General features: G+C 72.6%; 14 protein-coding genes. 11 read left to right on the top strand and 3 right to left on the bottom strand.

The annotated features are described in order from the left end of the window. Positions 1-24: 24 nt before the first annotated feature. The 9 genes from proC to ccsB all read left to right on the top strand — a co-directional run bounded on the left by proC (position 25) and on the right by ccsB (position 10,389). Positions 25-819 carry a pyrroline-5-carboxylate reductase gene (gene proC, locus K1J57_RS06010; protein ID WP_220563482.1) on the top strand — a complete coding sequence of 265 codons (795 nt, stop codon included), beginning with the start codon at positions 25-27 and terminating at the stop codon, positions 817-819. A gap of 814 nt (positions 820-1,633) precedes the next feature. Next, on the top strand, positions 1,634-3,187 hold the full coding sequence (locus tag K1J57_RS06005; protein WP_220563481.1) for a DUF1109 domain-containing protein: 1,554 nt from the start codon (positions 1,634-1,636) through the stop codon (positions 3,185-3,187). 167 nt (positions 3,188-3,354) lie between these two features. Next, positions 3,355-4,515, top strand: coding sequence for an acetoin utilization protein AcuC (locus K1J57_RS06000; RefSeq protein WP_220565359.1), 1,161 nt, complete (start codon positions 3,355-3,357; stop codon positions 4,513-4,515). A 260-nt stretch (positions 4,516-4,775) separates the two neighbouring features. Then, positions 4,776-5,573 (top strand): phosphatase, encoded by a 798-nt coding sequence (locus tag K1J57_RS05995; protein ID WP_220563480.1) that lies wholly within the window; start codon positions 4,776-4,778, stop codon positions 5,571-5,573. Between the two features lie 253 nt (positions 5,574-5,826). Then, on the top strand, positions 5,827-6,030 hold the full coding sequence (locus K1J57_RS05990; RefSeq protein WP_013155995.1) for a helix-turn-helix domain-containing protein: 204 nt from the start codon (positions 5,827-5,829) through the stop codon (positions 6,028-6,030). A 261-nt stretch (positions 6,031-6,291) separates the two neighbouring features. Continuing rightward, on the top strand, positions 6,292-6,984 hold the full coding sequence (locus K1J57_RS05985; RefSeq protein ID WP_220563479.1) for a TlpA disulfide reductase family protein: 693 nt from the start codon (positions 6,292-6,294) through the stop codon (positions 6,982-6,984). Beyond that, complete coding sequence (locus K1J57_RS05980; RefSeq protein WP_220563478.1) at positions 6,984-7,784, top strand: cytochrome c biogenesis CcdA family protein; 801 nt, start codon at positions 6,984-6,986, stop codon at positions 7,782-7,784. Before K1J57_RS05985 ends, K1J57_RS05980 begins: the two co-directional genes overlap by 1 nt. Further along, a complete protein-coding gene (locus K1J57_RS05975) occupies positions 7,784-9,394 on the top strand; it encodes a cytochrome c biogenesis protein ResB (RefSeq protein WP_220563477.1) in 1,611 nt (536 codons plus the stop codon). Before K1J57_RS05980 ends, K1J57_RS05975 begins: the two co-directional genes overlap by 1 nt. After that, positions 9,391-10,389 carry a c-type cytochrome biogenesis protein CcsB gene (ccsB, locus tag K1J57_RS05970; RefSeq protein ID WP_220563476.1) on the top strand — a complete coding sequence of 333 codons (999 nt, stop codon included), beginning with the start codon at positions 9,391-9,393 and terminating at the stop codon, positions 10,387-10,389. The genes K1J57_RS05975 and ccsB overlap by 4 nt, the downstream gene beginning before the upstream one ends. Here ccsB and K1J57_RS05965 read toward each other — a convergent pair. Then, positions 10,380-11,357, bottom strand: coding sequence for a LacI family DNA-binding transcriptional regulator (locus K1J57_RS05965; protein WP_220563475.1), 978 nt, complete (start codon positions 11,355-11,357; stop codon positions 10,380-10,382). The two genes, ccsB and K1J57_RS05965, sit on opposite strands and share 10 nt — an antisense overlap. Before the next feature lie 161 nt (positions 11,358-11,518). On the opposite strand from K1J57_RS05965, the gene K1J57_RS05960 reads away from it, so the two are divergent. Beyond that, positions 11,519-12,811 (top strand): polysaccharide lyase family 1 protein, encoded by a 1,293-nt coding sequence (locus K1J57_RS05960; RefSeq protein ID WP_220563474.1) that lies wholly within the window; start codon positions 11,519-11,521, stop codon positions 12,809-12,811. A gap of 88 nt (positions 12,812-12,899) precedes the next feature. Here K1J57_RS05960 and K1J57_RS05955 read toward each other — a convergent pair whose 3' ends face one another. Continuing rightward, entirely contained in the window at positions 12,900-13,256 is a 357-nt protein-coding gene (locus K1J57_RS05955) for a PLD nuclease N-terminal domain-containing protein (RefSeq protein ID WP_220563473.1), read from the bottom strand. Positions 13,257-13,447: 191 nt separating this feature from the next. After that, positions 13,448-13,648 (bottom strand): BldC family transcriptional regulator, encoded by a 201-nt coding sequence (locus tag K1J57_RS05950; protein ID WP_220563472.1) that lies wholly within the window; start codon positions 13,646-13,648, stop codon positions 13,448-13,450. Between the two features lie 419 nt (positions 13,649-14,067). Between K1J57_RS05950 and K1J57_RS05945 the strand changes: the two genes are divergently transcribed. Continuing rightward, positions 14,068-14,394, top strand: a complete 327-nt coding sequence (locus tag K1J57_RS05945; protein ID WP_220563471.1) for a DUF4229 domain-containing protein — start codon at positions 14,068-14,070, stop codon at positions 14,392-14,394. Positions 14,395-14,772 lie beyond the last annotated feature (378 nt).

Genomic DNA, 14,772 nt, shown 5'->3' with positions numbered 1-14,772 from the left:
GGGGACCGCAGAGAGGACCCTTTCATGATCGCGATCATCGGTGCCGGGAAGATGGGCGAGGCGCTGCTCGCCGGGATGCTGGCCAAGGGCCACGCGCCGGAGGACGTCCTCGTCACGGAGCCGCGCGCGGAGCACGCGGCCGAGCTGCGCGAGCGCTACGGCGTGGAGGTCGTGCCGGCCGCCGAGGCCGCCAAGCGCGCGGACACGCTGCTGCTCGCCCTCAAGCCGCAGGACATGGTCGCCCTGCTGGACGAGATCACCCCGCACCTGGGCCACGGGCGGCTCGTCATCTCCGTCGCCGCCGGGCTCACCACCGCCGTGCTGGAGAGCCACCTGCCCCCGGGTACCCCGGTGGTGCGGGCCATGCCCAACACCCCCGCCCTCATGGGACAGGGGATGACCGCCGTGGCGGGCGGCGCCCACACCGGGCCCGCGCACCTGGAGCGCGCCGAGTCGCTGCTGGGCACCGTCGGCGAGGTGATCCGGGTCGGCGAGCAGCACATGGACACCGTCACGGCGATCTCCGGCAGCGGGCCCGCCTACTTCTACTTCATCGCCGAGACGATGATCGAGGCCGGGGTCGCGATGGGCATGCCGCGGGCCACCGCCCAGAAACTGGTGGGGCAGACCATCACCGGCGCGGCCGCCATGCTCAACGGCTCGGGGGAGCACCCGGTGGTGCTGCGCGAGGCGGTCACCTCGCCGGGCGGGACCACCGCGGCGGCGCTGCGCGAGCTGGAGCGGCACGGGGTGCGCGCCGCGTTCACGGACGCGATCGAGGCCGCCCGGGACCGCAGCAGCGCGCTCTCGGGGAACTGAGGCCGGGGCTCCTCCCGGGGCGCTGAGACGTGTGGGGGCGGCCGCCGGTTCCCGGCCGAGGTGGCCGAAAACGGTCGGACTGCACGAAGGGGTCGTCCGGGTACATAGATAGTGTTCTGAGGGAGGGCGGGAACGCCCTCGACAGGCTCTGTCATCTCCCGGGAGGCAGGGTCGCCTCCCCCGTTCCCCCGACCCAGGGCCCCACCTCATGAGTCTTCCCCCTTCGTCCCCAGACCCGTCCCAGCCGCAGGGAGGCCCCGTACCCCCGTCGGGGGGCCCGCCCGCGGGCGACCAGGGCGCACCGGCCGGTCCGCCGACCGGCGGCGACACCCCGTACGGCGGTACCCCCGCCGGGGGTGTCCCCGGTGGTCCGCCGTACGGCGGCACGCCCGCGGGAGGTGTCCCCGGTGGTGTCCCGACCGGTGGCAATCCGCCCTACGGCGGTACTCCCGCCGGAGGTGTTCCCGGTGGTCCGCCGACCGGAGGTACTCCTGCGGGGGGCGTCCCCGGCGGTCCGCCGTCCGGTGGTAACCCGTCGTACAGCGGCACGCCTGCGGGAGGTGTTCCCGGTGGTGTGCCGGCCCACGGTGGCACACCCGCCGGCGGTGTTCCCGGCGGTGCTCCGACCGGTGGTAATCCGCCGTACAGCGGCATGCCCGCGGGAGGTGTTCCCGGTGGTGTCCCGCCCCACGGCGGCATGCCCGCCGGCGGCATGTACTCCGGGGGCGTCCCCGGTGGGCCAGCCGGACCGGGGGCTCCGATGGGCCCCGGGGGACCGACCGGCCCCGGCGCTCCCATGGGACCCGGCGGCCCCATGGGTCCCGGCGGACCGCCCGGTCCCCCCGGCGGCCCGTTCGGCCCGCCCCCGCCGCCCCGGCCCAAGCGCCTGGGCCTGTTCTCCTCGCCCACCGCGCTGCACACCGCCGCCCTCAACGCCACCGGCGTGGGCGCGGGCTACCTCCGCATCAAGCGGTGGCCGTTCTTCGCCGTGGCCCTGGCCGTCACCCTCGGGCTGCTGGTCACCGCGGCGTTCCTCGGCGCCGCCGACAACCTGCTGCTGTGGACCCCGGTCCTCCTGGCCTGGTTCCTCGCCGCCGCGGTGCACGGCCTCTTCGCCGGCCGCGCCCACGACGAGCGCGTCCTCGCCCAGGGCGGCACCCCGCCCCGCAGCGCCGTCCCCTACCTGACGGCCGGCGGCCTGGCCGTCGCCCTGGTCGTCTCCCTCACCGCCGTGTGGCAGCTCGGCGAGTGGCGGCTGCGCGTGGCCGACGCCTCCCACGCCCGCGGCGAGTGCGGGAACTCCGAGGCCGTCGCCGAGTACGAGTCCGTCGAGGACTTCTTCCAGCTGTCCTTCTCCCCCTCGCTCATGGAGCGAGCCCGCGCCGGGATCGCCGCCTGCCGCCTGCTGGAGCAGGCCCAGGAGGACGTCGCCGCCGAGGACTACGGGCGGGCGCTGGACTCCTACGCGGTCTACTTCGAGCACCCCGCCGCCCGCTGGCAGGACACCGACGGCGAGGTCGCCGACATCCACTTCTCCTACGCGACCGACCTGCTGGAGAACGCCGACGCCGCGCTCGCCGGCGAGGTCACCCCCGAGTACACCGACGACGTCCTGCGGGCCCACGAGATCTTCGCGATCATCCCGGTGGACTACGAGGGCACCGCGGCCGCGGGCCGGGTGCCCGAGGCGCTGGTCGGCCTGTACGAGACGGGCACCAACCGCCTGGGCTCGGAGTGGTGCGTGGGCCTGGACCAGATCGACGTCCTCAGGGACCTCGACTGGAGCGCGGCCCCCGAGATCCCCGACCGGATCGAGGAGGAGCGCCCCGAGGCCGCCCTGGAGTGCGGCTGGGAGTCCGTCGAGGCCCAGGAGTTCGACCAGGCCGACGAGATGGTCGAGATCCTGGAGTCCCAGTACGCCGACTACGAGGCCGGCGACGTCGAGACGATGGTCACCCACATCGGTGCCGGGCGCATCGAGCAGGAGATGGACCTGATGACCGCCATCGGCGAGAGCGACCTGGACGCCTCGCCCACGGGCGGCTCGGGCAACGACAAGTTCGTCTTCGAGATCGTCAACCACTCGCCGTACGAGCTGCGCTTCCTCTACGTGGGACCGGACAAGGTCCACGGCGAGGTCACCGCGGCCCCGTGCGAGGACTGCGACACCTACGCGCCGGGCTCGCCGCCCTCCTACGACGCGTGCTTCGGCGACGGCGAGACCCTCAAGGTCGAGCTGGAGCCGGGCGAGTACCGCATCCTCATCGCCAACAGCGACTCGCTGTTCACCCGGCCCATGCACGGGACGGTGGACCTGAGCGGCGGGGACCTGTCCGAGAGCTGCTACTACGTCACCACGGGCGAGTAGCGCCCGGCGGGCGGCCGGGCCGGCGCGGGTGTCCCGCGCCGGCCCGCGCCGTCCCCGCACCCCGGGGTCCCGAGCACTGTCCGCCCTTGCGTACTGTGTGCTTCGGAACACGTACACCTGAAACGGGGGTCACCGACATGGGAGGGCGCACGTCCTGCTCGCTCCGGGTGGCATGGGACGACGGGCTGACGGCTTACGACTTCGGCCCGCAGCATCCGATGGCACCGATCCGGGTCGAGCTGACCATGGCGCTCGCCCGCGAACTGGGGGTCCTGGGCGCCCCCGGCGTCTCGCTCCTGGACGTGGAGCCCGCCTCCGACGACCTCCTGGCACTGGTGCACGACCGCTCCTACATCGAGGCGGTCAAGCGGGCCGGGCGGACCCTGGAGCCGGACGACGCCCACATGCTCGGCACCGCCGACAACCCCGTCTTCAAGGACATGCACGACGCGGCGGCGCTCATCTCGGGCGCCTCCGTCGCCGCCGCCAAGGCGGTGTGGACGGGGGAGTCCGTGCACGCCGCCAACATCGCGGGCGGCCTGCACCACGCCATGCGCGGCAACGCCTGGGGCTTCTGCGTCTACAACGACCCGGCGCTGGCCATCGCCTGGCTGCTGGAGCAGGGCGCCAAGCGCATCGCCTACGTCGACATCGACGTCCACCACGGGGACGGCGTCCAGCGCGCCTTCTACAACGACCCCCGGGTGCTCACCATCAGCCTCCACGAGTCGCCGGTCACCCTGTTCCCGGGTACCGGCCAGGCGGGGGAGACCGGCGGACCCGACGCCGAGGGGTACTCGGTCAACGTCGCCCTGCCCGCCGGCACCGGCGACAGCGGCTGGCACCGCGCCTTCGACGCGGTGGTCCCGCCGCTGCTGCACGAGTTCCAGCCGGAGATCCTGGTCACCCAGCAGGGCTGCGACACCCACGCCCTGGACCCGCTCGCCAACCTCACGCTCAGCGTGGACGGCCAGCGGCGCGCCTACGCCGAGCTGCACAAGCTCGCCCAGCGCACCGCGGGCGGCCGCTGGGTGCTGTTCGGCGGCGGCGGGTACGGGCTGGTGCACGTGGTGCCCCGGGCCTGGACGCACCTGCTCGCCGAGGCGGCGGGGCGCCCGGTGGACCCCGACCGCGAGACCCCCCAGAGCTGGCGCGACTTCGTCCGGGAGCGCACCGGCGAGCTGGCCCCGCTGTACATGACCGACGGCCGCGACGTGGTGTTCTCGCCCTTCGAGGAGGGCTACGACCCCGGTAACCCGGTGGACCGCGCCATTCACGCGACCCGGACCGCGGTGTTCCCGAGCCACGGTATCGACCCGAGTCTCTGATCAGAGGTGTTCGGGCGGCTTCTCACGAAGACACCCTTTCGTTCCGATCTCTTCTATTTTCTAACCCGATGTCCGTGCCCCCGGTATCGTTTCCGGGTGGGCCATGTCGCCCGGTGAGCGCCGGGGCGAATTCCGGAGGACGGGGCGTGGCGCGCGTCCAGCGGGTAGGAAGAGGTTGAATACCGGGCGAACGTGAGCAGGCGTCGTGGTGGCCGAGCGGCGCGTCACGTGGTCGCCCCGACGAGGAAGGGGAACACCTGGTGACGCCGCCGACACGTGCTGAACTCATCTCCCATCTGGTGCGGACGGGAATCGCCGGACACGTCGACACCTCACGCCAGAACAATCTTCGGCACTACCGGCGCCTGGTCCAGAAGGACCCCTACCACCAGTTCGGCCTCACCTTCTCCCACGACTGGACCTTCTCCGAGGTCCTCGCCCTGATGAGCAAGCGGTGCGGCGTCGTCGGCGACGAGGAGTACGTCTGGGGCATCGACACCATCGACCCCGACCTCACCGTCGACGCCCTGGAGGCCGTCGCCGACCGGATGGCCCTGGCCGCCGAGCGCCGCGAACGGGTCATGTTCGCCACCGGCCACCCGAACAAGCTCCAGGGCACCTACCGGGTCTGGAAGGACGCCCTGGCCGCCCGCGGCTGCCCCGTCCTCACCGCCGCCGGCGGCTACACCTACGAGGTCACCACAGAGCGCCCGCCCAACCGCCGCTTCGTCGTCTGGCGGGACGACGTCGCCATCGTCACGGACGGGCACCTGGCCCGGCACAGCCACCACCCGTTCGCCATGCGGGCCATCCTCGGGGACCTCTCCGACCGCGGGGAGCCATGGCCGCAGTTGGTCATCGCGGATCACGGGTTCGCGGGTGCGGCCGGAGAGGCGGGAGTGCCCACACTGGGGTTCGCCGACTGCAACGACCCCGCCCTCTTTCTCGCGGAACACGAGGGAAAACTACTGGTCACGGTCCCTTTGGACGACGGTTATCTGACCGAGGACTACGCGCCGCTGCGCGATTACGTTCTCGCCCGAGCGGGTCTATCCTGAGCCGTGTCGGCCATTTATACCCACCGTTAAACCTCACCCGGGGCGCCTTCCGGGTATTGCTCGGAAGACGGCACGAACGACCTTTCGCAGACGGGAACTCCGCTCTACTCTGAAAACGGACGTGTCAGTAGTGACAGCATGACACGCCGGCGTGGCGTTGGGACGGAGCACATACCGGGGTCGCTTCCCACCGGCACCGCGTCGGGCCGAACTGGTAGCCAATACTCACGTCCGGGAATGAGGGCGTCGGAAGATGAACGGGAGCAAGCCGCCTCTCGAAGAGGTCAGGTTCCTGACCGTGGCGGAGGTCGCCACGATCATGCGAGTGTCCAAGATGACCGTGTACCGCATGGTGCACTCGGGAGTTCTCCCCGCGATCCGCGTGGGGCGTTCCTATCGGGTCCCCGAGCGGGCCGTCCACGACTACCTCCGTGAGGCTTTCGTCGAGGCGGGATGATCGCGGAACGGCCGGGCCGGGGTCTCCACCCCTCCCGGTCGGCCGCCGGAGCGCGCAGAGCGGGGCCCCCGGACCCCCACGGGTGGTCCCGCTCTCGTGACGTCCCCCACCAGGGACGGACGGCTCTTGCGCCGGGGCGACGGAACGGGCCCCAGGGTGTCTACTACACTTTGTCGTTGTCGTAGTCCGCCCAGTTCACACCCCGTTCGCGAGGTCTCCTCGATGCCCAGTGCCAGAAACGGCGCGCGGTCCCGTCGCGCTGTGACGCGCCTTGCCGCGGCCGCGGCGGCCGCCGTCCTCGCCCTGACCGGCTGCGCCGGGGGCAACGAGATCGAGACCGGCGGCGAGGACGACCGCTTCATCTCGGGCGACGGCAGCGCCACCGCCTTCCCCGCCGACGAGCGGGTCGACGCGCCCGACTTCTCCGGCACCACCCTGGACGGCGACACCATCGGGCTGTCCGACTACGCCGGCGGCATCGTCGTCCTCAACGTCTGGGCCAGCTGGTGCGGGCCCTGCCGGACCGAGCAGCCCGTCCTGGACGAGGTGTACACCGAGTACACCGACCTGGGCGTGGACTTCCTCGGCGTCAACATCAAGGACGACGACACCGCCGCCCGCGCCTACCTGGAGACCAAGGGCGTCGAGTACCCGAGCCTGTACGACCAGCCCGGCGAGGTGCCCCAGGCGTTCCGCGGCACGGTCCCGCCGCGCGCGATCCCCAGCACCCTGATCATCGACCCCGACGGGCGCATCGCCGCCCGCGTCATCGGGCCGACCACCTACGGCCAGCTCACCGAGCTGCTGAACCCGATCGTCGTGGAGTACGACCTCGGCGACCCGGAGGAGCGCCCCCGCGTGGCCGAGCAGGAGGCCGAGGCGCAGGAGTCCGGGGAGCCCGAGGAGTCCGCGGAACCCGGCGAGAGCCCGAGCCCCGACGGGGACGACGCCTGATGGACCCCGTCGGCACCACCGTCCTCACCGGCTCCCTCCTCATGGCCGTCCCGCTGGCGATCGCCGCGGGGCTGGTCTCCTTCCTGTCGCCGTGCGTGCTCCCCCTGGTCCCCGGCTACCTGTCGTACGTCACCGGGATGAGCGCCGCCGACGTGCGCAAGCGCACCGCGGTCGGGGGCGGCACCGCCACCCTCGCCGAGGTCGACGACGAGCTCGCCGGGCGCCGCTGGACCATGGTCACCGGCAGCGCCCTGTTCATCGCCGGGTTCACCCTGGTGTTCGTGGCCGTGGGCGGCTTCATCGGCTGGCTCGGCGACCTCCTGGTGGACTACACCGACCCCATCACCCGGGTCCTGGGCGTGCTGACGGTCGTCCTGGGCCTGGCCTTCATGGGCGTCCTGCCCGGCTTCGCCCGCGAGTTCCGCTTCCACCGCCTGCCCAGGGCCGGACTGATCGGAGCCCCCCTGCTGGGGGTGCTGTTCGGCCTGGGCTGGACCCCGTGCATCGGCCCCACCCTGGCCGCCGTGCAGACGCTCGCCTTCGTCGAGGGCGGCGCCGGGCGCGGCATGCTCCTCTCCCTGGCCTACTGCGCGGGCCTGGGCCTGCCGTTCATCGCGGCCTCGCTCCTGTACCGCCGCGCCCTCACCGCCTTCGGGCGGCTCAAGCGCCACACCCGCACGGTCACCGTGATCGGCGGTGCCATGCTCGTCCTGGTCGGCCTGGCGATGGTGACCGGGCTGTGGACCCAGTGGACCATCGTCATGCAGGGCTGGGCCGCCGACTACCAGACGGTGATCTGATGAGTACGACCACGACCGAGACGAACGCGGGCGCCGCGGATGCGGCCGCGCCCGGCCCCAAGGGCCTCGGCGCCCTGGGCTGGCTGCGCTGGGCCTGGCGCGTCCTCACCTCGATGCGCACCGCGCTGATCCTGCTGTTCCTGCTGGCGGTCGGGGCCATCCCCGGGTCGATCCTGCCGCAGAACGTGGTGAGCGTCGACGAGGTGAACAACTACTTCCGGGAGAACCCGGACCTGGCCCCCTGGCTGGACCGGTTCTACCTCTTCGACGTCTTCTCCTCGCCCTGGTACGCGGCGATCTACCTGCTGCTGTTCGTGTCCCTGGCGGGCTGCGTCATCCCGCGCGCCCTGGTGCACGCCCGCGCGGTCCGCGCCCGGCCGGTGCCCACCCCGCGCAACCTGGGCCGGATGCCCTACGCCGCGAGGTTCACCACCGACGCCGACCCCGAGACCGTGCTGGCGCAGGCCGAGCGCGTGCTCAAGGGGTACCGGAAGGACCGCCACGGCGACTCCGTCTCGGCCGAGACCGGCTACCTGCGCGAGGCCGGGAACGTCCTGTTCCACCTGGCCCTGCTCGGCCTGCTGCTGGCGCTGGCCGCCGGGTCGTTCTTCGGCTACCGCGGCAACATGCTCGTCGTCGAGGGCGACGGGTTCGCCAACACGCTGCCCTCCTACGACGCGATCTACCCCGGCCACTGGACCGACATGGACGCGATCGCGCCCTTCACGATCCACCTGGACGACTTCGAGGCGCGGTTCATCGAGGAGGGCGACCTGCGGGGGCAGGCCGCGTCCTACGTCGCCGACCTCACCTACACCGAGGAGCCCGGCGGCCCCGAGCAGACGCACCGGCTGGAGGTCAACCACCCGCTCAGCGTCTCCGGTGTGCAGGTCTACCTGCTCGGCCACGGGTACGCGCCCGAGTTCGTGGTGCGCAACGCCGACGGCGACGTGGTGTTCGACCAGGCCGTGCCGTTCCTGTACCGGGACACCATGAGCTTCGTGTCCGACGGCGTGGTCAAGGTCCCCGACACCGGGAACGAGGACGCCGACCAGCTGGGCTTCGTCGGGGTCTTCCTGCCGACCGCGGCCGAGACCCCCGACGGCGAGCTGACCTCCAGCTTCCCCGGCGCCACGGACCCGCGGGTGACCCTGGAGGGGTACACGGGCGACCTGGGCATGATCGACCCGCAGTCGGTGTACCAGCTGCGCACCGAGGGCATGGAGTCCCTCGGCGAATCCCCGGTGCTGGAGGTCGGCGACGTCTGGGAGCTGCCCGACGGCGCCGGGTCCATCGAGTTCGCCGGCTACAAGGAGTACGTCAGCCTCCAGGCCAACCGGGACGGCGCCCGGCTGCCCGCGCTCATCACCGCGGCCACCGCCGTCGGCGGGCTGCTGCTGACCCTGTTCATCCGCCCGCGCCGGGTGTGGGTGCGCGCCGTCCGCGACGCGGACGGCCGGACCCGGGTGGAGCTGGCCGGCCTCGGCAAGACCGAGGTCGCGGGGAACAACGCCGAGTTCCACGAGATCACGACCGAGCTTGCCGCACGACTCCGGAACGAGTCGGACGACAACCCCCAGAACCCTTCCGACACGAGGAGTGACCGGTGACGTACACTCTCGCCGCGCCGGTGAACGAGACGATGGCGTCCGCCAGCGACACGCTGGTCATCGCCATGATCGTGACCTACGCCGCGGCCCTGTTCCTGTTCGCGATCGAGGCCGCCTACGGGAAGCGGACCAAGCTGAAGTCGGGACGGCTGATGCCGGTCGGCGCCGGCGCGGCCGGCGGGTCCGACGGGGACGACGGCATCGAGGTCAACGTCCGCACCACCGAGGGCGAGGCCAAGGCCTCCCAGAGCGTGCTGGGCAAGGTCGCGCTGGGCGTGACCGCCCTGGGCTTCCTGATGGGCCTGGCCCAGATCATCACGCGGGGCGTGGCCGCCGGCCGCTGGCCCTGGGGCAACATGTTCGAGTTCGTGGTGGCGATGTGCCTGGTCGCGGTGGGCGTGCTGCTGTACGCCTCGTTCCGCTACCAGGCCCGCTTCCTGGGCGCGTTCGTGCTGGTCCCGGTGCTGATCCTGCTGGGCATCGGCGTCAAGTGGCTGTACGTCGACCCGGGCCCGCTGATCCCGGCGCTGCACTCCTACTGGGTGCCGATCCACGTCACCGCGGCCATCCTGGCGGGCGGCGCGTTCATGGTCTCCGGTGTCACCGGCATCACCTACCTGGTCTCCCACCGCACCGAGGTCAAGCGGGCCGCGGGGGAGGACGTCGCGGGCATCGCGGGCCGCCTGCCCAGCCCGGAGCTGCTGGACCGCATCTCGCACCGGCTCATCCTGTTCGCGTTCCCGCTGTGGACCTTCGGCATCATCGCCGGGTCGATCTGGGCCGACGAGGCCTGGGGCCGCTTCTGGGGCTGGGACCCCAAGGAGGTCTGGTCGTTCATCTCCTGGATCATCTACGCCGCCTACCTGCACGCGCGGGCGACCGGCGGCTGGCGCGGGCCCAAGGCGACGTGGATCAACGTGCTGGGCTTCGCGACGATCCTGTTCAACTTCTTCGCTGTCAACTACATGTTCAGCGGCCTGCACTCCTACGCCTGAGCGCGAGGGGCGGGGCCCGTCGAGTCGCGTTCGACCAGGCGGGTGCCCAGGACGAGGTCCCGAGGTGCCGCGCCCCGCAGCAGCAGGTCGACGGCGGCCCGGCCGGCCTCTCCGGCGGGCATCGCGACGGTGGTCAGGGCGGGGCGGGTGTGCCGGGCGGTCAGGCTGTCGTCGACCCCGACGACGCTCAGCCGCCCCGGGACGGGGACGCCCCGCTCCCGCGCCGCGGCCAGCAGGCCCAGCGCCATGAGGTCGTTGTGGGCCAGGGCCGCAGTCGCGCCGAGCCCGGCCACGGCGTCGAACGCGGCGGCCCCGCCCTCCTCCGTCGGCGGGTGGGGGCCGACCCGGTGCACGCGCACCCCGTGCTCCCGCGCGGCGGCCCCGGCCGCCCGCGCCGCCCGCCGCCCCGTCCACGAGGCCGCGGGCCCGGACACCAGGGCGAGGTCGCGGTGCCCCAGGGCGGCCAGCCGGGCGACGGCCCGCGCGATCCCCCCGCCGACGTCCATGAGCACGCACGGCAGCCCCCGCACCCGGCGGTTGACGACCACCAGGGGGACCTCGGCGGCCAGTTCGCGGATGAGCCGGTCGGACATCCGCGGGGCGGCCAGGACCAGCCCGTCCACCTGGCCCGCCAGCGACCGGACGGCCTCCTCCTCCACCGCGGTCCGCTCGTCGGTGTCGGCGATGAAGAGGTGGTGGTCCCGGGCCCGCGCCTCCTCCTGCGCCGCCTTCAGCAGCGGCGGGAAGAACGGGTTCGCGATGTCGGCGACGACCACGCCGAGGTTCCCGGTACGGCGGGTCGACAGCGCCCGGGCGGCCCGGTTGGGACGGTAGCCCAGCTCGTCCGCGGCGGCCAGCACGCGGGCCCGGGTCCGGGCGTTGACCAGGTGCGCCGCCGAGAACGCCCGGGACACGGTGGACACGTGGACCCCGCTGGCCCGGGCCACGTCCTTGAGCGTCACGGCCACGGCACGACCTTTCCGTGAGGGCCCGGGGCGGGGGAGGGCGGCCGGCCGCTCCGACCGGGTCCGGGTTTTCCCATCTTTCCACGGCCGGAGGCCTTGCTTCTTTCCGGGCGTTCGAGGAGTTTATTGCAAACGTTTGCAGCCTCATCCCCCAGGAGCGCACCATGCGAAGACGGCTCACCCCCGCCCTGGCCCTCGCCCTGGCCGCGGCGCTGACCGCGCCCGTGCCGGCCGCCGCCGACGACGACCTCGGGAGGAGGGTGCTGCCCGAGGGCGACGGCTGGGCCTCTGCGGGCGACGGCACCACGGGCGGCGCGGCCGCCGCGGACGAGAACGTGTTCCGCGTGTCCACCGCGGCCGGGTTCCGGGAGGCCGTCGCCGGGGACGAGCCCAAGATCGTCTACGTCGAAGGCCTCATCGACGCCAACACCGCCCCCGACGGCTCCCCCCTGGACTGCGAGGACTACGCCGTCGGCGGCTACACGCTGGAGGCGTACCTGGCGGCCTACGACCCGCGGGTCTGGGGGTGGGAGGACCCCTCCGGACCCCTGGAGGAGGCCCGCGAGGCATCGCAGAACGCCCAGGCCGCGAACGTCCGCTACCGGGTCGGCTCCAACACCACGATCGTCGGGGCCGGAGACGGCGCCGAGCTCACCGGCATGAGCCTGCTGGTCCACGACGTGGAGAACGTCATCCTGCGCAACCTGACCTTCTCCGACGCCCACGACTGCTTCCCCGGCTGGGACCCCGGCGACGGGGAGAGCGGCAACTGGAACTCCGAGTACGACCAGATCGAGGTGTCCGGCTCCACGAACGTGTGGATCGACCACAACACCTTCGACGACGGCGACCGCCCCGGTGCCGGACAGCCCGAGTACTTCGGCCGCAGGTACGAGGTGCACGACGGGCTGCTGGACATCGTGCGGGCCTCGGACCTGGTGACGGTGTCGTGGAACCACTTCGACGGCCGGGACAAGGCCCTGCTGCTGGGCAACAGCGACGGCCGCACCACCGACCGCGGCCGCCTGCGCGTGACGTGGCACCACAACCACTTCGACGGGCTCGGCCAGCGCGCCCCGCGGGTGCGGTACGGCCAGGTCCACGTCTACAACAACCTCTACACGGTGAGCGGCGACCTGTACCAGTACAGCCTGGGAGCGGGATTCGAGTCGCAGCTGTACGTGGAGAACAACCTGTTCGACCTGCGTGACGGGCACACCGCCGGCGCCCTGCTGTACAACTGGGGCGGCACGGACGTGGGCGGCACGGGCAACGGCGTCATGACGGACGGCCGGGGGAGGATCACCCGCGTCGACCTCGTCGCCGAGCACAACGCGGCCCACCCGGAGGCCCTGCTGGGCACCGGGTCCGCCTGGACGCCGCGGCTCGACACCGGGGTCCAGCCCGTGCACGCCCTGCGCGGCCTGGAGCGGAAGACGGGCGCGGGCCTGCTCTGACGCGGAACGGCGCAGGGGGCCGCTCCGGGATGCGGAGCGGCCCCCTGCGACGCAGGGACCCGTGAGGGTCCTGGAGGTCGGGCGCGGTCTACTCGTCGGGGTCGATCCGGCGGTCGAGGCCGCGCAGGAACTCGGGGTCGTCGTCCGGACCGAGCGGGTGCGGACTGTTGGAGGGCTTGGCGAAGTCCGACGGGTCGAGGTCGTCGATCGAGGCGGCGGCCTGGGCCGGGGAGGCCGCGGCGCCCCATACGGCGGCCGACCTGCGGGGCCGTCCCAGGAACAGCCACAGGATGGACCCCACGGGCACGAACAGCGCGATGACGACCAGCCAGAGGATCTTCGGAAGGTTCCGGGCGTCCTGGGCCGGGGTGGTCAGCGCGTCGAAGAACGCGTACACCCAGAGAACGATCGACACGAGCGTGATCAGGCCACCAAGCCACACCATGTTTCCAGCCTATCTCCCGCTGTCCACTCCCCATGGTCGGGCCGACTCCCACGGCCGTGACGCCGCCGCGCCGTGCGCGGCGGGGGGACCGCGGACCTCGGGGCGGCTGCCCGGGTCGCGGAGGCGCGGCTCCCTTCACCAGGGGTCCGTGCGGACCCCGGGATGCCTCTCGGGGACGCGTCCCCTGGGGGTCAGGAACTGCTCTCGCTCGGCTCGCCGAGCAGGAGGGCGCGGACCTCGGACTCCCGGAAGCGGCGGTGGCCGCCCGGGGTTCTGATGCTGCTGATCCGCCCGGAGGCGGCCCAGCGGGTGACGGTCTTGGGATCAACCCGGAAGAGTGAGGCCACTTCCCCGGGGGTCAACAGGCGTTCGCTTGCTCGTTCCACCTTCACATTCCCCCAATCGTGCCCGCCTGGACTATGGGGGCGGCGGGCGTTTGATCCCCTAGTGTGCATGAGTTGGTCCGTTTCCTCCCTAGTTTTCGGAGAAATTGCGGTGTTGGGGGGAGGAGTACGGGATATGTGACCGGAACGTGATGTTCGGGCCCTGCTGTCGGGATTGGAAACATCCCATGACTATCTGAATCCGGGCGCAGGGGTCCGATCATCCGCGATGAGGGACACAGGCCTACCCGGTGCGGGCTCCGGGCGGCTCACCCTTAACCTGGAGGTGAGAGCACATGAGCGCGCAGACACCGGCCTCATCGAGAGGCCGGCCCCCCGGAAACCGCGACAGCGGACCGGTCGTCTCGTGCGTTGATGGGCGTAGCGACCAATCTAGTCCAGGTAATCATCTGTTGTGAGGCTTTTCGATGCGTAGCTGGCTGCCCTATACCGCCGCCCGCGTGGGGCTGTTCCTGGCGGCGTTCGGAGTGGTGTACCTGTTCGGCGCCCGCTCGTGGATGGCCCTCATCCTCGCCTGGCTGATCAGCGGCCTGGCCTCCTACGTGCTGCTGTCCTCCCTGCGCGACCGGATGTCGGCCTCGGTGGTCGACCGGATCGAGCAGCGCCGCGGCTCCCTGGTGGGCGACCGCCTCGACGACGGCGCCGCCCGCGAGGACCACCTCCAGGAGGCCGCGGAGGACGCCCCGGCCGCGGAGAGGGCCGAGGAGGCCCCCGCCGCCCCCAAGGACTCCTAGCCCCCCGGTCCGACGGCCCGGCCGCTCCGGCCGGGCCGCCGTCGTACCCGTCCCCGGCCCGGCGGGGCCGCGACGCCTGACCGCCGCTGCGCTTGCCGCGGGTCCTGTCGGGGGCGTATCGCGCCGCTCGGCCGTGCCCCGGACCGCCGCCGTACCCGCCACCGGGTCCGCCGGGGCCGTGGCGCGCAGCCCCGCCGTGTCCCGGGCCGCCGTACCCGTGACCGGTCCTGCCGGGGGCGTTTCGCGCCGCTCGGCCGGGCCCCGGACCGCAGCCGTACCCGCCACCGGCCCGGCGGGGCCGTGGCGCGCCGCTCCGCCGCGCCCTCGGCCGTCGCCTCCGGCGGCTTCCGTTCGCGGGGCACCGCGCCCGGGACCGCA

Source organism: Nocardiopsis sp. MT53, assembly GCF_019598965.1.
Classification (GTDB): domain Bacteria; phylum Actinomycetota; class Actinomycetes; order Streptosporangiales; family Streptosporangiaceae; genus Nocardiopsis; species Nocardiopsis changdeensis.
This window is presented reverse-complemented; position numbering and strand designations above follow the sequence as displayed.

What these genes read in the sequence shown, in the direction of transcription:
- proC (WP_220563482.1), top strand. Translation starts at nt 25, where the DNA reads ATGATCGCGATCATCGGTGCCGGGAAGATGGGCGAGGCGCTGCTCGCC.
- K1J57_RS05980 (WP_220563478.1), top strand. Translation starts at nt 6,984, where the DNA reads ATGGACCCCGTCGGCACCACCGTCCTCACCGGCTCCCTCCTCATGGCC.
- K1J57_RS05990 (WP_013155995.1), top strand. Translation starts at nt 5,827, where the DNA reads ATGAACGGGAGCAAGCCGCCTCTCGAAGAGGTCAGGTTCCTGACCGTG.
- K1J57_RS05960 (WP_220563474.1), top strand. Translation starts at nt 11,519, where the DNA reads ATGCGAAGACGGCTCACCCCCGCCCTGGCCCTCGCCCTGGCCGCGGCG.
- K1J57_RS05955 (WP_220563473.1), bottom strand. Translation starts at nt 13,256, where the DNA reads ATGGTGTGGCTTGGTGGCCTGATCACGCTCGTGTCGATCGTTCTCTGG.
- K1J57_RS05975 (WP_220563477.1), top strand. Translation starts at nt 7,784, where the DNA reads ATGAGTACGACCACGACCGAGACGAACGCGGGCGCCGCGGATGCGGCC.
- K1J57_RS05945 (WP_220563471.1), top strand. Translation starts at nt 14,068, where the DNA reads ATGCGTAGCTGGCTGCCCTATACCGCCGCCCGCGTGGGGCTGTTCCTG.
- K1J57_RS06005 (WP_220563481.1), top strand. Translation starts at nt 1,634, where the DNA reads ATGGGTCCCGGCGGACCGCCCGGTCCCCCCGGCGGCCCGTTCGGCCCG.